The organism is Streptomyces sp. NPDC046876 (genome assembly GCF_040645035.1).
In the GTDB taxonomy this organism is placed as follows: domain Bacteria; phylum Actinomycetota; class Actinomycetes; order Streptomycetales; family Streptomycetaceae; genus Streptomyces.
The window spans coordinates 70,310-88,631 of the sequence record NZ_JBEYXK010000016.1; the positions used below are offsets into that span (position 1 = coordinate 70,310).

General features: G+C 74.9%; 14 protein-coding genes and 1 tRNA gene. 1 reads left to right on the plus strand and 14 read right to left on the minus strand.

The features are described 5' to 3' along the window. Positions 1 to 184: 184 nt before the first annotated feature. Both ABZ924_RS12495 and ABZ924_RS12500 read right to left on the minus strand, forming a co-directional pair. Complete coding sequence (locus ABZ924_RS12495; RefSeq protein ID WP_361907402.1) at positions 185 to 1,498, minus strand: SPFH domain-containing protein; 1,314 nt, start codon at positions 1,496 to 1,498, stop codon at positions 185 to 187. Positions 1,499 to 3,780: 2,282 nt separating this feature from the next. Next, the gene (locus tag ABZ924_RS12500) at positions 3,781 to 5,793 is read right to left on the minus strand and encodes a peptidoglycan-binding protein (protein ID WP_361907404.1); all 2,013 of its coding nucleotides are present in this window, start codon (positions 5,791 to 5,793) and stop codon (positions 3,781 to 3,783) included. A 195-nt stretch (positions 5,794 to 5,988) separates the two neighbouring features. On the opposite strand from ABZ924_RS12500, the gene ABZ924_RS12505 reads away from it, so the two are divergent. Beyond that, positions 5,989 to 6,062, plus strand: a tRNA-Lys gene (locus ABZ924_RS12505). Between the two features lie 103 nt (positions 6,063 to 6,165). Here the strand turns inward: ABZ924_RS12505 and ABZ924_RS12510 are convergent. The 12 genes from ABZ924_RS12510 to ABZ924_RS12565 form a co-directional block, all read right to left on the minus strand. Further along, the gene (locus ABZ924_RS12510; RefSeq protein WP_361907406.1) at positions 6,166 to 6,867 is read right to left on the minus strand and encodes a class F sortase; all 702 of its coding nucleotides are present in this window, start codon (positions 6,865 to 6,867) and stop codon (positions 6,166 to 6,168) included. 10 nt (positions 6,868 to 6,877) lie between these two features. Next, entirely contained in the window at positions 6,878 to 7,705 is an 828-nt protein-coding gene (locus ABZ924_RS12515) for a hypothetical protein (protein ID WP_361907408.1), read from the minus strand. A 79-nt stretch (positions 7,706 to 7,784) separates the two neighbouring features. Then, the gene (locus ABZ924_RS12520) at positions 7,785 to 8,564 is read right to left on the minus strand and encodes an HAD-IIA family hydrolase (protein WP_361907410.1); all 780 of its coding nucleotides are present in this window, start codon (positions 8,562 to 8,564) and stop codon (positions 7,785 to 7,787) included. A 159-nt stretch (positions 8,565 to 8,723) separates the two neighbouring features. Further along, on the minus strand, positions 8,724 to 10,283 hold the full coding sequence (locus tag ABZ924_RS12525) for an alkaline phosphatase family protein (protein WP_361907412.1): 1,560 nt from the start codon (positions 10,281 to 10,283) through the stop codon (positions 8,724 to 8,726). Positions 10,284 to 10,468: 185 nt separating this feature from the next. Further along, positions 10,469 to 11,575 (minus strand): 2-aminoethylphosphonate ABC transporter substrate-binding protein, encoded by a 1,107-nt coding sequence (locus tag ABZ924_RS12530; protein WP_361907414.1) that lies wholly within the window; start codon positions 11,573 to 11,575, stop codon positions 10,469 to 10,471. Between the two features lie 98 nt (positions 11,576 to 11,673). Then, on the minus strand, positions 11,674 to 12,471 hold the full coding sequence (locus tag ABZ924_RS12535) for an ABC transporter permease subunit (protein ID WP_361907416.1): 798 nt from the start codon (positions 12,469 to 12,471) through the stop codon (positions 11,674 to 11,676). Next, the gene (locus tag ABZ924_RS12540; RefSeq protein WP_361907418.1) at positions 12,458 to 13,414 is read right to left on the minus strand and encodes a 2-aminoethylphosphonate ABC transporter permease subunit; all 957 of its coding nucleotides are present in this window, start codon (positions 13,412 to 13,414) and stop codon (positions 12,458 to 12,460) included. The genes ABZ924_RS12535 and ABZ924_RS12540 overlap by 14 nt, the downstream gene beginning before the upstream one ends. Further along, positions 13,407 to 14,456, minus strand: coding sequence for an ABC transporter ATP-binding protein (locus ABZ924_RS12545; protein ID WP_361907420.1), 1,050 nt, complete (start codon positions 14,454 to 14,456; stop codon positions 13,407 to 13,409). The genes ABZ924_RS12540 and ABZ924_RS12545 overlap by 8 nt, the downstream gene beginning before the upstream one ends. Beyond that, entirely contained in the window at positions 14,453 to 15,190 is a 738-nt protein-coding gene (locus ABZ924_RS12550) for a phosphonatase-like hydrolase (RefSeq protein ID WP_361907422.1), read from the minus strand. Before ABZ924_RS12550 ends, ABZ924_RS12545 begins: the two co-directional genes overlap by 4 nt. Before the next feature lie 4 nt (positions 15,191 to 15,194). Continuing rightward, positions 15,195 to 16,322, minus strand: coding sequence for a TIGR03364 family FAD-dependent oxidoreductase (locus ABZ924_RS12555; protein WP_361907424.1), 1,128 nt, complete (start codon positions 16,320 to 16,322; stop codon positions 15,195 to 15,197). Between the two features lie 161 nt (positions 16,323 to 16,483). Beyond that, a complete protein-coding gene (locus ABZ924_RS12560) occupies positions 16,484 to 17,248 on the minus strand; it encodes a GntR family transcriptional regulator (RefSeq protein ID WP_361907426.1) in 765 nt (254 codons plus the stop codon). Between the two features lie 149 nt (positions 17,249 to 17,397). After that, on the minus strand, positions 17,398 to 18,165 hold the full coding sequence (locus tag ABZ924_RS12565; protein ID WP_361907428.1) for a hypothetical protein: 768 nt from the start codon (positions 18,163 to 18,165) through the stop codon (positions 17,398 to 17,400). Between the last annotated feature and the right edge of the window lie 157 nt (positions 18,166 to 18,322).

Sequence of the window (18,322 nt, forward strand, 5' to 3'; positions counted from 1 at the left end):
GGAGTTGGACATGTCCAGACCAATGCGGGAACGTTGGTCCGGTCCGCGTCGGCGCCCGCCCGTGCCCCTTGCATGCCGGGGCCCCGCCGCCGGGCCGCGGGAGCGCGGTCGCCGGTGCGGCGGGGCCTGGAGCCGGCTGCTGCTGTCTGCTGTCTGCTGTCTGCTGTCCCTCCCCGTCCGGGCCTTACTCCGGGCGGCCGGTGTAGAAGGCGACCGTGAGGTCCTTGACCAGAGCCTTGCGCTCGTAGTCGTCGAGCTCGACCAGGCCGCGCGAGGTCAGGCGGTGGACGGTGTCGTCGACGGCGTCCACGATCGAGGTCAGCACCGTGTCGCGGTGCTTGGCGTCGATCGCCGCGACGCGCCGGCGCCGCATGGCCTCGGCGACCTCGGGTGCGTACTCGATGCGGGTCGGCTGGGCGGAGTACACCTCGATGCCCACCGCCTCCGTCTCGCAGGCCAGCATCCGGGTCAGCGCGTCGCCCACCGCCTCGGCGTCGCGCAGCGTCGGGGCGTCCTCGTGGAAGGCGTCCGCGGGCAGCTGCGACAGCACCCGGGCCATCGCCGACTCGACCTGCTCGGCGAGGTACTCGGTGTGGTCCGCGACGGCCAGCGTGGCCCGGGCGGTGTCCTTGACCTGCCAGACGACCTGGACGACGACCTGGAGGGCGAGACCGCCGGCGTCCACGGCCGGCATGGGGTCGCTGCGCCAGTGCCGCAGGCGTACGTCGACACGGCGGCGCAGGAGGAGGGGGCTGACCCAGGTGAGGCCGGTACGGCGGACCGTGCCGCGGTAGCGGCCGAAGAGGGTGAGCACCCAGGCGTGGCCGGCCTTGCCGCGGCCCAGCCCGCCGAGGGCGAGGAGCGCCACGATCCCGAGGAAGGCGAGCGGGGGCCAGTGGGTGGCGCGCAGCCCGTGGTAGGCGCGGGGCGTCGCACCGAACGCGGCCACGAACGCGGCGGGGACGACCCCGGCCCGCCACAGCACGGCCAGGCAGCCGGCCAGGGCGAGCGCGCCGACCCCGACGCCGACCCAGCCGGGCAGGACCGGGCCGTGGTGCTCGTGCAGCCGGTCGTCCCCGCGCGGGACCCGGCGACCGGGCGCGGGGCGCGGCGTCGGGCGGGGGGCCGGGGCCGGCTCCGTGCGCCTCGGGCCCGCGGCCGGCCCGGTGGTGTCCGGGGCGGGGCGGGGCTCGCCGAGGAACGGCAGGTGCACCGGGACGTCGGTGACCGAGATCCCGCGGGCGGGTCCGGTGCGCGGCGGGTCCGGCGTGTCGTCCGCGGGGTCCTCGGGCATGCCGCGGGCCACGGCCTGGGCGACGATGCCGCGGCGGCGCGCGGCCTCGTCGTCCGCGGGGTGCGGGATGTCCAGGCCCGGGGACGCCGCGTCGGGATCCTGACCGGCCGCGCCGCGGAGCCGGGCCGGGGACAGGGGGGCGGTATCCCCGGCGGGGCGCCCGGGCGGCAGGGCGGCCCCGCCCGCCACCACGGCCACCCGCACGGGAACCCCGACCACCCAGCCGCGCGGCCCCCGCGAAGCCGAGCCGGGGGCGTCTCCCGCTGCCTCCGCGGCCTGGTCAGGGGTGTCCCCCGCCGACGCGTCGGCGCCGGAGGCAGAGCGGCAGGCATCGCCCGCGGCCGGGGCAACCGGGGCAGCAGGCGTACCCGACCCCTGCGGCGCGGCACCCGCCGGGAGAGCGGCGCCGGACGGAAGGCCGGGCTCGACCGCGGCTACCGGCACACTCGGAGCCGGAGCAACGGAACCCGAGCCCGGGGCACCGGCCGACGCAGCCTCCGAAGCCACAGCGGAACCCACCGCCGCACCGGACGCCGGGCCGGGCCCGACCGCGGAAACCGCGGCCCCCGGGACGACCCGAGCCGGAGCCGGAGCCGGAGCCGGAGCAATGGAACCGGAAGCCGGGCGACGACCGCCGGCCGGCGCGGCACTCGAAGCCCCGGCCGAACCCGCCGCGGGCTCGTCCGCGGAAGCCGCGGGGCCTGGGTCGGCGATCGGGCTCATGGCCTCCGACCGACCCTGGTCGGCGGAGCCCGAGGACTGCTGCTCCGCACCCGGGAACTGTCCGGCGCCCGGACAGCCTCCGGCCGCCGAAGCGAACACTGGGCCGTGGCGCTGCGGCCGGTCCAGGTCGGCAAGCGGCTCGGCCGCCGGCGGTGCCGGTGCGGCGCATCCGCCCGGATCCGCCACCCGCACCGGCGAGGGGCCCGCCGAGCCGTACGCCGGGGCCGCGGCCTGCGGCCGGACCGGCTCGGCCGACGTGGCAGGCCGGGCCGCGTCCCGTACGAGCCCCGGCTCGGCCACCGGCGTCGCCGGGGCGGCCGCATACCGCTCACCGGCTCCCGCGCCGGCGGCGTGCCCGGGGACGGGCTCTGCCGTCCGTGCCGCCGCCGGACCGTTGGCCTCCCGGCCGACCGGGCTCGCAGGCGCAACGCCCGTTCCGGCGGAGCCGTACGCCGGGGCCGCGGCCTGCGGCCGGACCGGCTCGGCCGCCGGCGTCGCCCGGGCGGCCGCATACCGCTCACCGGCTCCCGCGCCGGCGGCGTGCCGGGGGACGGGCTCTGCCGTCCGTGCCGCCGCCGGACCGTTGGCCTCGCGGCCGGCCGGGGCCGCAGGCGCCGCACCTGTTACGGCGGAGCCGTACCTCGGGGCCGCGGCCTGGGGCCGGACCGGCTCGGCCGGTCCGGCGGGAGCAGCCGCGGTGTCCCGGACGACACGCAGCCCCGCCATCTCTGCCGCTGGGGCTGCGACATGCCGCTCATCGGCGCCGGGCCCGGCGGCAACCGCTGCCGGCGGCGGGGTGCCGGCTTCCCAACCGGCCGGGCGTGCCCCCGTTCCGGCGGAGCCGGGGGCCGGGGCCACCGTTGTGCCGGCGGCCTGTGCTGCGTGCTCGTGTCCGGCCGTCCACGCCCTCGGGGCTGCCGCCGGGCTCGGGACCTCGCGCGGAGCCTGGGCGGTGTGCCCGTCCCTGTCGGCGGCGGCGACCGGGGCGACCGGGGCGGCCGCCTGCGCCGCCGAAGGCGTCGGCCGGGTCGGCTCGGCCGAAGCGGCAGGCCGCGCCGCGTCCCGTACGAGACCCGGCTCGGCCCCCGGCGTCGCCGGGGCGGCCACATGCCCCTCACCGGTTCCCGCACCAGGGGCGAACGTGAGCCCGGCGTTGTCGACCGCGGCGAGTCGGGCGGCCGGGGCGGCACCCCGCGCGGGCGACGGGGCCGCCTGCGGAGCACTCGTTCCCGCGGGGCCGTACGCCGGGGCCGCGGCCTGCGGCCGGACCGGCTCGGCCGTCGGCGCGGCAGCCGGTGCGGCGGAGCCGCAGGCCGGGGGCGCCGCCGCACGCCCGGCCTGCGGCCGACTCTGGGTGGCACCCGGCGCGGCCGTCCCGGCCGTCGGGGCCACCGATGTGTGCCCGGCGGCAGAAGCCGAAGCCGCGGTGGGCCGGCCGTCCGGCTCCCGCCCGGGCTGGGCCTGCCGGGCGACGGGCGCTTCGGCGGAGCCGGACGGTTCGGTCGTTCGCGCCGCCCAGGCTGCCGCCGGGACGGCGGGTTCCCGACCGGCTGCGGTGTGCCCGGCACCCGCGACGGGGGCGGAAGACGGGCAGGGCGTCGGGGGCTCCGGGCTGCGCCCGGCCGGGGCGGGTCGCTCCGGAGCCGGGTACAGGTGGCCCGTGGTCCGCGCCGTCGGAGGGGCCGGCGGCGTCGGCGGCGTCGGCGGGAAGTGCAGGGTGCCCGTCGTCGAGGTGGTGTGCGTGGGGTACATCGTTGCCTCCGTCATGCGAACAGCCGCCGCCAGGTCTCCGGGCCCGGGTAGCCGTTCGCCGCGGCACCGCGCCAGCCCTGGGCGCGCTGGAACGCCTCGACGTTGCGGCGGTCGGCCTCGCCCCAGCTGGGTCCCGGACCGGTGGTGTAGTGCTTGCCGAAGCCCTTCTCCACCAGGCGGCGGCCGAGGGCGGTGATGGACGGGTGGGTGGAGCCCGGGCGGAACGCCCACGCCCCCGGATAGGCCGGGGCTGCCACCGGTCGGCCCGCCTGGCCCATCGGGCCCAGGTGGGCGGGAGCTGCCGCCGGGTTGTCGGGTTGCCCCGCCGGGCCCGAGTGGGCCGGAGGTACCGCCGGTTGGGCCGGGTGCCCCGTCGCGGCGGGGTGGTCGGGAGGTGCCGCCGGGTGGCCCGGCTGCGCCGCCGCGCCCGAGGGAGCCGGGCCGGCCGAGTGGCCCGCCGGGCCCGCCTGGCCAGGGGTGCCGGACGGGCGCGGGTGGCCAGGGGCGCCGGATGGACGGGGGTGGGTCGGGGCGCCGGACGGGCGCGGGTGGCCAGGGCTACCGGAGGGGCGCGGGTGGGCCGGGGCTCCGGACGGGCGGGAGTGGGCCGCGTGGCTCGGGGTACTGGACGGGCCCGTGGGGCCTGGGGTGGTCTTCGGGCCCGGGGTGGTCTTCGGGCCCGGAGTGACCTTCGGGCCCGGGCGGTCCGGCTGCGCCGGGGTTCCCTTCGGGCCCGCGGCGGGGTCCACGGTCGGGCGGATGTCCTTGCCCGTGCGCTCGACCAGCAGCTGCCAGGTGTGCGGGCCGGGGATGCCGTCGGCGTCCGTGCCCGTCCAGCCCTGGGCGGTCTGGAAGGCCTGGGTCGCCAGCAGGTCGGCGTCGCTCCACTTGGTGCTCGCGCCGTTGGGGTAGAACCGCCGCCCGCCCCGGTCGATCAGCATCCTGCCGAGCTCGGCGACGTACGCGTTGTCCGCGCCCGGGCCGAACTTGTCGGCCCCGGGGTAGGCGGTGGTCGGGGGCACCACCGGCTTCGGGTCGGTCCCGGTGCCGGTGCCGGTCCCGGTTCCCGTGCCCGGGTCCGGGACGGTCAGCCCGCCCGTCACCCCGTTGAACCGGTACGGCACGTACTTCGTCGCGTTCGTCCAGTACCCGTACGGCGTCGTCGCCTTCCGCGTCCTCGGGCGGGTCTGCTCGTAGGCGGTGTAGTGCGTCTTGGTCTCGTCGACCCAGCCGCCGAAGATGACGACGTGCGAGCCGTTCGTCTCGTTCTCCGGATTGTGGAAGAGCAGCATGTCGCCCGGCAGCAGCTCATCCTTGGTGATCTTGGTGGCGAACTTGTCGAGGCTGCCGGTCCATTCGTTCGAACCGAGGTTCCAGGCCATCGAGACGTAGCCGGAGCAGTCCTGCCGGTAGCCGTCCGTCCAGTACGAGGACATGCTGTACGGGACCCCCGCGTCCAGCCACAGCTTCGCCCGGTTGATGATCGTCGTCCGGTCGAGCCGCCTCACCGTCGACGGCGAGCCCGGCGAGCCCGGCGGCTTCGCCGGGGCCGGGCGCCCGTGCAGCGGGGCCCGGGTGCCCTGCGGGGTGGGCGGCTCGTCCCCGACGTCCGCCCCGGGCCCGTCCGTCGACCCGCGCCCGGCCGCCGGACCGTGACCTGCCGCCGGACCGTGACCCGTCGCCGGGCCGGGGTCCACCGCCGGGCCGGGGTCCACCGCCGGGCCGGGGCCCTGGCCGTGCCCGTGACCGTGGCCCGCGCCCACGGGGGCGTGCGCCGCGAGGGCCGCCGAGCTGCCGCCCCCCAGGACCACACCGGCCGCGGTGGCCAGCACCAGCGCCCGTCGGGCACCGCGCGCGGCCGGGTGGCCGCCGTCCCGGAGCGGTATGGCCCGCGCACGGGCGAGGGACCGCCGCCGCTGTACGCAGCCCGGGCAGGCACAGTCGCCCGCGGGCTCGTACTCCTCGAAAAAGGGCGTCGGCATCGACTTCGGCGTCGGCACATGCACCGGGGGCTGCATCGTCATGCGGTTCCGTCCACTCCCCTGCTCGTCCACTTCGTCCACGGATCGGGCAGCCCGGAATCTGTCGGGGCATCAGATTCGGCTGAACCCAGACATATCGTGCACGATAAACCCCCCAAACATGGGTTAATCGGACAAGGTGGGCGCGGCTGGTCACGAGCACCTCCGGAAGTGGGGTAGAGTTTTCTCTGTCAGCAGGCGCCGCTAGCTCAGTTGGTTAGAGCAGCTGACTCTTAATCAGCGGGTCCGGGGTTCGAGTCCCTGGCGGCGCACCGACAAGAGGAAGCCCCTCGCAGTGAGAACTGCGAGGGGCTTCTTCGTTGTCCGACGTATCCGCCATCCGGTCCTGCCCCGGCGCGTCGCCCACCGCCCCCCTCACGCCGCTGACCCCACCCCCGCCACCGCAGCCGTGCCCGTGCCCGTACCCGTCAGGTACGCCGACACGACCACGTTCGCCGTGTACTGCCCGGCCGTCTTGTCGTACGTGCCCCCGCAGGTCACCAGCCGCAGCTCGGCCCGGCCCGGCACCCGGCTGCCGTACGCCTTTTCCGCGTCGAAGCCTGCGCGCTCGTGGACCCGTACGTCCTCGACCGTGAACTCGGCGACCCGCCCGTCCGCCCGGACCACCCGCACCTTGTCACCCGGCTTCGCAGTGCTCAGGCCGTAGAACACCGCCGGCTTGGACGCGGTGTCCACGTGCCCGACCAGCAGCGCGGCCCCCTCCTCGCCCGGCTTGGCGCCGCCGCTCCACCAGCCGACGGCGCCGGGCCGGTCGTACGGGGGCGGATCGAGCGCACCCTGCGCGTCCAGGCCGCGCGGCATCACCGGGGCCCGGATGCCCAGCGAGGGCACGTCGAGCCGTACCGGCTCGGACGGCTGCAGCGGGGCGTGCGCGGCCGGCAGGCCCGGGACCGGCACGGACAGCGCGGACCCGCCCGCCTGCCCGGCCGCATGCAGCTCCGGCACACCGGTGATCTCGCGGCCCCACAGCCACAACCCGAGGACCAGCACCGACCAGGCGGCGAAGGTCAGCAGCCGCCCGCCGCCCGAAGACCCCGGCTCCCCCGGGCCCGACACCGGCCGGGCCTCACTCGCCGCTGCGGCGCCGGCGCAGGGCGAGCGCCCGGCCGGCGACGGCCAGGGTGGCCGCGGCGGCGAGGACGGCGCCGATCACCGTGTGCGGCAGGCCGGGGCCGTCGCCGCCGTGGCTCTTCTTCGCCGCGGCGGCCTGGTCCTGCGCCGCAGCCCCGGCGCCCGTGCCCGCCTGCGCCCCGCTCTGCGTCCGGGCGAGCCGGTCCGCCTCGGCCAGCTTGGCGGCCATGCCTCCGCCGCCCGCGTGGGAGGGCTTGCTCGGCGTGCGGTGGGCGTCCGGGTGCTCGTCGCGGCCCTGGCCCTGGTCACGGCTCTCGTCACGACCCTGATCGCGGCTCTCGTCACGACCCTGATCGCGGCTCTCGTCACGGCCCTGATCGCGCTCCTTGTCGCGCTCCTTGTCGCGGCCCTTCTCCTGCTCCTTCTCGCGCTCCTTGTCCCGGTCGTCGCCCTCGCGGTGGCGGACCACCTCGACGGAGCCGCGCACCTCCTCGCCGTCGCACGACACCCGGATGTCGTGCCAACCGGGCTGGGCCCGCGAGCTGATCATCGCGTCGCCGCCCAGCGTCCGGTCGCCGTCGCGGCCGGAGGACAGGTTGGCGTCCGCGACGAAGACGGCGGACGTGGCGGCCGCCCAGCGGCCGTCGCAGCCGCGGACGCGCAGCTTGACCTGCGCCCCCGGCTCGCCCTGGTGCGGATCGACCGAGACGCTGCCGCGGACCTCCTCGGCCGCCAGGGCGGTGGGCGGTGCGGACACCGCGGCGAGCGCCGCCAGGGCGACGGCCACACCGCCGGTACGGACAGCGATCAGAGCACTGCGCATGGTGAACCTCCTCATCAAGGAGGTTCACGCGCGGCGTGCCGCTCCGCATCCGGAGCGGCGCGCGCTTGACCCGATCGGATCAGACGAGATCGACCAGGTCAGCGATGGAGTCCACTGTCCTGGTCGGGCGGTACGGGAACTTCTCGGTGTCCTCGACCGTCGTCAGGCCCGTCAGCACGAGGAAGGTCTGCATACCCGCCTCCAGACCGGCCAGGACGTCGGTGTCCATCCGGTCGCCGATCATGGCGCTGGTCTCGGAGTGGGCGCCGATGGCGTTCAGGCCGGTGCGCATCATCAGCGGGTTGGGCTTGCCGGCGAAGTACGGCTGCTTGCCGGTGGCCTTGGTGATCAGCGCGGCAACGGCGCCCGTGGCGGGCAGCGGGCCCTCGGTGGAGGGGCCGGTCTCGTCGGGGTTGGTGCAGATGAAGCGGGCGCCCGCGTTGATCAGGCGGACCGCCTTCGTCATCGCCTCGAAGCTGTACGTACGGGTCTCGCCCAGGACCACGTAGTCGGGGTCGTGGTCGGTCAGGATGTAGCCGATGTCGTGCAGCGCGGTGGTCAGCCCTGCCTCGCCGATGACGTACGCGGTGCCGCCCGGGCGCTGGTCGTCGAGGAACTTGGCGGTGGCCAGCGCCGAGGTCCAGATGTTCTCGACGGGCACGTCGAGGCCCATGCGGCTGAGGCGGGCTTGCAGATCGCGCGGCGTGTAGATGGAGTTGTTGGTCAGGACCAGGAAGGGCTTGCCGGACTCGCGCAGCCGCTTGATGAAGGCATCGGCGCCCGGGATCGGGGTGCCCTCGTGGATGAGGACCCCGTCCATGTCGGTGAGCCAGGATTCGATCGGCTTGCGCTCTCCCACGGGACTGTTCTCCGCTCTCGGTGGCAATGTCCTCTGACCTGTGAACTCTGGTCTGTACCACCCTATCGGGGCCGGGCCGTGGACGCTCCTGGCGTCCACGGCCCGGACGTTCGAACCGTGCGAGCAGGCCGATCGAGCTGCGCAGCCCGCTCAGGCCGCTCAGTTCAAGTGGACGTTGTCCAGCGTCCAGAACCAGTTGTTGCTGCCGGTGTACCGGAACCGGACCCGCACGTCGGTGGCGCCGGCCGGGACCTGGAGGGTCAGGGACTCGGCCTTGGCTACCGCGTCGGCGGTGTAGTCCTTGACGACAGTGGGCGTGCCCCCGTTGTAGGAGACCAGGACCTGGGCGGTCTGGCCGGCCTCGTGGCGGTAGTGCGTCCGGTAGGTGAGGGTGCGGGTGGTGCCGCCCGTCACCGGCCACGCCGGGGTGATCAGGGTGGAGTCGTAGCTGCCGGTGTGGGACTTGTCGTCCCACTCGTCGGAGTCGGCGACCGCGAAGACGTCGCGGGAGCGGACGTTCAGCTCGCGCCACTGGTCGCGCTGCGACTGGCTCCAGAACTCGTCGGTGGCGAAGGCCCACCCGGCCCACTCGGCGACACCGCCCGCGCCCATCCGGGAGTTGTCAACGGACCAGCCGGCCGGCGGCGTGTGGGTGAAGCCCTTCACCCCGGCGGGGATGCCGGTCTCGTCCACGCGGCCCTGCAGGGCGGGGCGCAGAGTGTCGAACGCGTCGTTGTCGTCCGGGGCGTCGAGCGCGATGCCGTCGATGGCGCTGCCGGCGGCGACGCCGACGTGGGAGAGGGCGGTGGCCGCGACGTCGACGAGCTTGACGTCGCTGCGCACCGAACCGGCCGGGATCCCTGCGCCCTTGGCGATGACGAAGGTGCCGCGCTCCTGGATGGTGGAGCCGCCGTGGCCGCCGGCGTCGGTGTGGCCGTGGTCGGTGGTGACGAGGATCTTCCAGTTCTCCTGGGCGTACGTCGGGCGCGCCGCGACCGCGGTCAGCAGCTGGCCGACCAGCGTGTCGACGCGGGAGATCGCGTCGAGGTACTGCTGGCTGGCGGCCCCGTAGGAGTGCCCGGCGGAGTCGATCTGGCCGAGGTAGACGAACGCGGCGTCCGGGTTCTGGTCGCGCAGTTCGGCGGCGGCCGCGGCGGCGGTCTTCGGGTCCTCACTGCCGTAGCCGTCGCGGTCGCCCTTGAGGCTGAGGCGCTTGTCGACCTTGGCGGAGAAGATCGGGCCGTTCTGGTCGGTGGAGGTGATGGGCTCCCAGTCGGCGGCCGCGTAGGTGTTGAGCGAGGGCTTGGCGTTCTCGATGCGGGTCAGGAAGTCGGGGTATGCCCCGTAGTTCTTGCCGGTGAAGGAGTTGTCCTTCACGCCGTGCTTGTCGGGCCAGACGCCGGTGGCGATGGTGGACCAGCCGGGACCCGAGGAGGTGGCGGCCATGGGGCTCGCGTACAGGGTGCTGCGGGCGGTGAGTCCCTGGGCCATCATGCCGTTCAGGTTCGGGGCGTGGGCGGCCTTGACGCGGTCGAGGACCACGCCGTCGAGGCCGATGACGAGGACCTTGTCGGTGGTGGCTGCGGTGCTTGCGGCGGTGGTGGCTGCGGCGGTGGCTGCGGCGGTCGCGGTGTGCACGCCGAGGGCGGTGGCGAGCAGGGCGGCGGCCGTGGCGGTGGCGGCTGCGGCGAGGGCCCGTCCGGGCAGGACAGTGGGCACGTACTCCTCCGGGAGCAGTCATTGGGAACGCGCGGGGAAGGCGGTGCGAGCAGTGCAAGAGGTGCGGGCGGTGCGGCAGGTGAAGGCCGTGCGCATGCGCCGGGCCCGGACCGAGAGGACGCTTCGGTCCAGACCCGTTATGTGAGCGTCATGTTCCCGGTCGTGGGTGACCGGGAGGCAACCGGTCAGCTTCCGGTTGCCGACTTCCACGCGTCCACGTAGGCCGCGAGGTTCTTCTCGATGTCGGCCCAGTCCGGCTCGAACACCTCGACGCCCGTCATCAGCTTGGTGAGTTCGACGGCGTTGGCGTCGGTCGGCTTGACGTCGGTGCGTGCCGGGAAGCCACCGCCGACCTCGCTGACCAGCTTCTGCGCGTCCTCGCTGAGGAGGTAGTCGAGGAGCTTCTTGCCGTTCTCGCCGTGCGGGGCCTTGGCCACCAGGCCGGCCGCGTACGGCAGGGCGAAGGTGGTCGGCTTCCCGCCGTCCTTGGCAGGGAACCAGATGCCCAGGTTCGGCATGGACTTGGACTGCGCGAAGTTCATCTGGACGTCGCCGTTGGCGACGAGCAGCTCGCCCTTGTCGGTCTTCGGGGCGAGCTTGCTGGTGGAGGAGGACGGGCCGACGTTGTTGGCCTGGAGCTTCTTCAGGTACTCCATCGCCGGCTCCTTGCCGCCGAAGTCGTGCATCGACTTGACGAGGACGGCCGTGCCGTCGCCCGCGACGCCCGGGGTGGAGTACTGGAGCTTGCCCTTGTACTTGGCGTCCAGCAGCTCTTCCCAGGTCCGCGGGGCGGGATCGAGCTCCTTCTTGTTGTAGACGAAGCCGAAGTAGTTGTTGACGACGGAGGTCCAGGTGCCGTCGGCGGCCTTGTTCGCGCCGTTGACCTGGTCGGAGCCCTGTGGACGGTAGGCCTGGAGCAGGCCCTTGCCGCCCGCCTGCTGGATGAAGGGCGGCAGGGTGACCAGTACGTCGGCCTGGGTGTTGGCCTTCTCGCGGACGGCGCGCTGCACCATCTCGCCGGAGCCGCCCTCGACGTACTTGACCTCGATGCCGGTCTTCTTCGTGAAGTCGGCGAAGACCTTGTCGTACCAGCCGTCGCCCTTGTCGCTCTTGAGGCCGTCGGCGCTGTAGACGGTGACGGTCTTGGCGCCGCCCTTGGCGTCGCCGGAGGCGGAGGACCCCGAGGAGTCGGAGGAGTCGGAGGAGCCGGAGCAGGCGCTGAGGCCGGCGGCGAGGACGAGGCTGCCGGCGAGGGCGGCGGCGGTGCGCAGGGGCGTGCGGGATCTGGGCATGGCAGGTCCTTCGGGGGAAGAGGAGGAGGGAGAGGTGGGGGAGGTACGGGGTGGAGAAGCCCGCCCGCGCCGGAGACGGGCGCCGGGAGCCGGGCAGGTCAGCGGTAGGCAGCCTTGGTGCGGATGCGGGAGACGGCCAGGAGGACCAGCAGGGTGGTGGTCATCAGGACCACGGCGACGGCGGATCCGCTGAAGAGCGAGCCGCGGTCGGTCGCCGCGAAGATCCGGACCGGCAGGGGTGTCCAGTCCGGCGGGTAGAGCATCACGGTGGCGCTCAACTCGCCCATGGAGAGGGCGAAGCAGAGTCCGGCGGCCGCCGTGAGGGACGGCAGCAGGAGCGGCAGCCTGACCTGGAACAGCACGTACGCGGGGCCGGCGCCCAGGGAGGCGGCCGCCTGCTCGTAGGCGGGGTCGAGACGCAGGATGGCAGCCGAAACCGACTGGTAGGCGAACGCCGTGACAAGAATCGTGTGCGCGAGGATCACGATCGAGCTCGTGCCGTTGAGCAGCAGCGGCGGCGTGCTGAAGGCGACCAGGACGGCGAGGCCCACGACCACGGACGGGACGGCGACGGGCAGCATGAACAGGGCGTCCAGGGACCGCTTCCCGCGCCGCCCCAGTCCGGCGGCGGCCAGGGCGGCCCAGGTCCCGACGGTCAGCGCGAGCAGGCTCGCGGCGAGGGCGGTGGCCAGCGAGGTGGTCAGCGCCTGGAGCGATTCGCCCCGTACGGCGGCGGCGTAGTGCCCGGTGGTCGGCCCGGAGGGGAAGGCACCGGACCAGTGGGTGGCGAAGGAGGCGGCCACCACGACGAGCAGCGGCAGCGCGAAGAGCGGCAGGAAGAGGACGGCGAAGACGGCCCAGGCGGCCCGGCGGCCGGCCCTGCTATGCACCAGCACGCTTGCTCACCACCCGGTAGAGGCCGAACAGGCCGACGGAGATTGCGATGTTGACGACGGCGACCACGCAGGCGGCCGGGTAGTCGGCCTCGAGGATCGCCTTGCCGTAGACGAGCATCGGGAGCGTGGTGACGTCCTTGGCTCCGGTGAACAGGACGATCCCGAACTCGTTCAGGCACATGACCAGCACGAGGCTGCCGCCGGCGGCGAGGGCCGGGAGGGCCTCGGGCAGGATCACCTGCCGGACGATCCGGGCGGGGCGCGCGCCGAGCGAGGAGGCGGCCTCGAGCTGGGCGGTGTCCAGCTGGGAGAAGGCGGCGAGCAGCGGGCGCATCACGAAGGGCGTGAAGTACGTGATCTCCGCGAGCAGGACGCCCCAAGGGGTGCTCAGGAAGCGGAAGGGTCCTTCGGCGGCGCCGGAGAGGTCAGTCCAGACACCGTTGGCCATGCCGACGGTGCCGTAGATGAAGAGGAGGGCGAGGGTGATGAGGAAGGAGGGGAAGGAGAGGAAGACATCGATGAACCGGGCGACGCCGCGGGCCCCGGGGAACGGCACGAAGGCGATGACCAGGGCCAGGACGAAGCCGAGGAGGAGGCAGCCGGCGGTGGCGCCGGCGGCCAGCCAGACGGTGGTCCCCAGCGCCTCGTGGAAGGCCCGGGAGGCGAAGACGGAGGCGTACGCGGCGAAGGCGCCACCGCCGCGCTCGGGGCTCAGTGACTGCCGGACGACGAGCACGAGCGGGTAGAGGAAGCCCAGCCCGAGCACGGCCACGGGGGGCAACGCCCACAGGCTGCGCGGCAGACGGGCGGCCCGGGGCGGGGCGGCGGCGGCAACCGCAGACGCAGCAGCGGCCGGAGCGGGGGCCTCGGCCGGAGCCTCCGCGGCCGGGACCCCGCCCGGAGCCGGTGCCGCGGTCGAGGCGGGGGCCGGGGCCTCAGCCATCGGACACCCCCGCCGACAGCAGCACCGCGTCGCGCGGCTCGAAGTGCAGGGTGACCTCGTCGCCGAGCGCCGGGGTTTCGCGCAGCTCGGGCAGGTCGGCCTTGACGCGGTGGCCGTCCACGTCGACGTACAGCCGGTGCGTCGAGCCGCGCCACTGGACCTCGGCGATGGTTCCGGTCAGGGCGTTGGGGCCGGCCCCGAGCCGGAGCCGGTGCGGCCGTACGCACAGGGTCGCCCGCGCACCCGGCGCGGCCGGCCCCCGGTCCACCTCCAGCGGCCGGCCCGCGAACACCGCGCCCGCGGCGGCCACCGTCACCGGCAGCAGGTTGGCGTTGCCGACGAAGGAGGCGGTGAACTCGGTGCGCGGCGAGCGGTACAGCTCCTGCGGGGTGCCGCAGTCCTGCAGCCGGGCCCGGTCCATGACGGCGATCCGGTCGGCGAGGGTGAGCGCCTCGACCTGGTCGTGGGTGACGTACAGCATCGACACGTCGGGCAGTTCGCGGTGCAGCCGGGCCAGTTCGGCGAGCATCCCGGAGCGCAGCTGGGCGTCCAGCGCGGACAGCGGCTCGTCCAGGAGGAGCACCCCGGGCCGGATGGCGAGGGCGCGGGCGATCGCCACGCGCTGCTGCTGCCCGCCGGACAGCTCGCGCGGATGCCGCTTGGTGTACGCGGCCATGCCGGTCATCTCCAGTGCCTCGGCGACGCGGCCGGGGATCTCGGCCCGCGGGGTCTTCTGCGCCCGCAGGCCGAAGGCCACGTTGTCCTCGACCCGCAGGTGCGGGAAGAGCGCGTAACTCTGGACGACCATGCCGATGCCGCGTTTGTGCGGCGGCAGGGCGGTGACGTCCCGGCCGCCGATCAGCACCCGGCCGGCGACGGGCCGGACGAAGCCGGCGACCGCCCGCAGCGCCGTCGTCTTGCCGGAGCCGGAGGGGCCGAGCAGGGCCATGACCTCGCCGGGCTCGACGGTCAGGTCGAGGGAGTCCAGGACGGTGGTGCCGCCGTAGGCGACGGACACCCCGTCGAAGCGGATGCCGCTCACGTGCCGGACTCCTCGGGCGCGGCGGTGCTTTCGAGGCGGGCCAGCAGCGCGGGCAGTTCGGCGACCGAGCCGAGGACGTGGGTGGCGCCGTGCCCGGTGAGCGCCTCGCGGCCGTGGGCGCCGGTCAGGACGCCGGCGACGGTCCCGGCGCCGGCCCGGCTGCCGCTGAGCATGTCGTACGCGGTGTCGCCGGCGACGGCCACGTCCCGTACGTCGGCCACGGCGCCGGTGCGCAGGAACGCGGCCAGCACCATGTCCGGGTACGGGCGGCCGCGCCCGCCCGCGTCGGCGGGGCACAGGGTGAGGTCGGCCAGGGACCGCCAGCCGAGGACGTCGAGGATGGCGTCCTGGGTGACGCGGGCGAAGCCCGTGGTCAGCACGACGGTGCGGCCGGCGGCGCGGAGCTCCTCGACGGCCTCGCGGGCGCCGGGCAGCGGGGTGACGAGCCCGTCGTCGAGGAGCTCGGCGTACGCCTCCTCGAAGGCGGTGTTGGCCTGCCGGGCGAGGTCCTCCGTACCGAAGAGGTGGCGGAAGACGGAGATCTTCGACTCGCCCATGGTGTCGCGGACGTACTGCAGTTTGGCGGCGTGGTCGGCGCTGCCAGGCTCGACGCCGAGGCGCTCGGCGGCACGCTCGAAGGCCCGCTCGACGAGTCCGCCGTCGGCGACGGTGGTACCGGCCATGTCGAGGACGACGAGGTTGACGGGATTGACGGGATTGACGGGATTGCTCATTTTCCTACCAGCCCAGTTCGGTCGCGGTGGTCTCGGCGATGGCGGGCGCGCAGGTCATGCCGCGGCCGCCCGGCCCGGTCACCAGCCAGACGCCGTCGGCGACCTGCTCGCGGTGGACGACGCGCGTGGTGTCCGTGCACTGGGCGTACACCCCGGCCCAGCGGCGCCGGACCTTCGGCAGCGGGCGGCCCAGGAAGGACTCGACGACCTCGACGAGGTGCTCGTACGGGTCCTCGACGGTGTCGAAGGCGAAGGGGTGCTCGTACTCGTGGGTGTCGCCGATGGTGAGCCCGCCGTCGAGGCGCTGGACCATCAGCAGCTGCATCCGGTGCGCGGCGGCGACCGGCCCCTGCGGCTGGCCGGAGTTGAGGGCGTCGAGGGCGGGGCCGCGGTAGGCGGGGTAGTAGCGGAAGCTGTCGGCGTCCGCGAGGGAGGTGGTCAGCGGCTCGCCGAGCGGGGCGGTCTGCATCATCTGCAGCCGTACCCGGCGCACGCTGCGGAGGATGTCCGGGGCCAGTTCGCGGACCAGGCCGGACAGCCAGGCGCCGGTGGCCAGGACGACGGCGTCACCGCGGTGGACGTCGCCGTGGTCGTCTCGGACGGCGGCGTTCCCGACGACCTCGCGGACCTCCCGGCCGGGCAGGAAGGTGTAGCGGCCGGTCGCGAGGAGGGCCTCGCGCAGGTGCGGCTGCGCCGTGCGCGGCTCGACGGCGGCGTCGCGCTCGCACCACAGGGCGGCCTCGAAGGCGCCCCGCAGGGCCGGGTTGAGGGCCCGCGCCTCGGCGGCGGTGACCAGCTTGTAGCCGCGGGCGGCGGCGTCGGGCCGGGCGGCCGCCGCCTCGGCGACGGCGTACTCGGCCGCGGTGCGGACGGGGGTCAGGGAGCCGATCGGGCGAAAGCCCAGCCCGGGCACCCGCGCCCCGATCGCCTCCCACAGCTCGCGGGCCCGCAGGGCGGTGTCGAGCTCCTCGCCCCCGGCCCGCCCGCTGACCCATATCTGGCCGAAATTGCGCAGCGATGCGCCGCGCGCCTCGGCCTCGCGCTCGATCTGGACGACCTCGTGGCCGCGTTCCACTGCTTGCCAGGCGTGCATGGTGCCGACCACGCCGCCTCCGACGACTATGACTCTCACGGCGACCACGGTGGGTGCGGCCCGTGGACCGCGGGGGTCCGAGCGGGAACGGGACGGTGAACAGCCCGACACGTTTGGACCAGACCCGTTATCGTTTCGTGATTTCAAGTCGAGGGCATACCGACCGATAAAGGGAGGTATCCGCGATTCCGGCGCGGGACCTACTCGGGCCGCAGATGGGTGGTGAAGCTGAACCGGTCGCCGCGGTAGAGCGAGCGCACCCGCTCCAGGGGCCGGCCGTCCTGGTCCCGCGAGAACCGGTGGATCAGCAGCATCGGCAGCGCCGGCGGGGTCCCGATCAGCAGGGCCTCGCGCGGCGTCGCGAGCACCGTCTCCAACTTCTCGTCGGCGTCGCCGAAGGAGATGCCGAGGCTGTCGCGGAGGTAGCCGTAAAAGGAGGAGTCCGGCTGGAAATCGACGTCCAGGCGGGGCGCCCGCGCCACCCGGACGTACGTGCTCTCCAACCCGACCCGCTCGTCGTCGGCGAGCAGGACCCGCTCCAGGTGCCAGACCGGCTCACCCTGCTCGGCACCGATGCCGCCCGCGAGCTCCGGCGGGCAGGGGAACCGCTCCAGCCCGATCAGATTGCGGCCCGGCCGGCGCCCCTGGCGGCGTACGCCCTCGGTGTAGCTCGCCAGCGACAGCGGCTGCTCCAGCTTCGGGCCCGCCACCACGGTGCCGCGGCCCGAGCGGCGGATCCGGCCCTCGAGCAGCAGCTCGCGCAGCGCCTGGCGCAGGGTCTCGCGGGAGACCTCGTACCGCTCGGCGAGATCACGCTCGGTGGGCAGCAGGCCGCCCTCGCCGAGGTCGTCGAGGAGCTCGGCGATGCGGGCCTTGACGGCGTAGTACTTGGGGATGCGGCCGTGCTCCGGGATGCCGGAGCGCACGGGGGCGCCGGGGCGGTGGTGCCGGGTCTGTTCTTCCACCCTCGGACTGTACGCGGACGGGGTGTACGGGACGGACGCGGCGTGGGGGGGGCGGGGCGTACGGGGCGCGGTGTACGGGCGCGGTGTACGGGCGCGGTGTACGGGCGCGGTGTACGGGCGCGGTGTACGGGCGCGGTGTACGGAGGGGGTCAGCGGGACGGGGTGCGCCGGCGCAGCCGGCGGCCGCCCAGCAGGAGCAGCCCGCCGAGGGCGACCGCGACGGCCGCGGCCGTCCCGGCCCCGAGCTCGCTGCCGTACGCCCGGCCGACCGGGCCGGTGTGCGCGAGGGAGCCCGCCTCGACCGGGTCCTCCTGAGGGCCGTCGACGGTGAACCGGTAGCCGCCGGACTCGCCGACCCAGTCGCCGTCGTCGGCGCGCCGCTGGACGAGGGCGGCGTCGGCGACGACCTCGCCGACGGGGGCGTCGGGGGTGAAGCCCAGGTGCACCCGGACGGTCACGGATCCGCCGGGCCGCACCGCGAACCCGGGAAAGGCCCCGCCGCCGTCGAAGACGGCGATGATCTCGTCGCGGTCGCTGTACTCCAGGCTGACGGGATGGCTGGTGCCGCCCGCAGCCGCCTCGAACTCCATGTGCAGGTGCTCGGGCCTCAGCGCGCGGGCCTTGTCGGTCAGGACCACGACGGGGTGGATGGCGGTGCACTCGCCGTCGGTGGTGTTCGTCAGGTCCAGGAACCAGCTCTGCGAACCACCGCCGGTGCGGTAGACGGCCGGGCCGCCGCGGATCCGCGCCCCGATGGGGAACTCGGTGCTCTTGCCGTCGCCGCAGACGGCCTGCGCACGTGACGGGAGGGCGGGAGCGGGCCGGGCACCACCGCCGGTACCGATGTCCGCACCGGCGGTCGGGGCGGCGAGGGCCACCAGGACGGCGGAAAGGGCAAGGGCTTTGCGCAGTCGCATGGCAGACCTTCGCTTCGCTGCTCGCCGGACGGGCTGACGGTGGAACGGGACGGGGAACCCCCACGCCCTCCCCGCACCCTGCCACGCGCGCGAGACCCCACCACCGACCCGGCCCCCGACACCCCGGGGGGTACGCCTGTTCGGCGGAGGCAGAGGC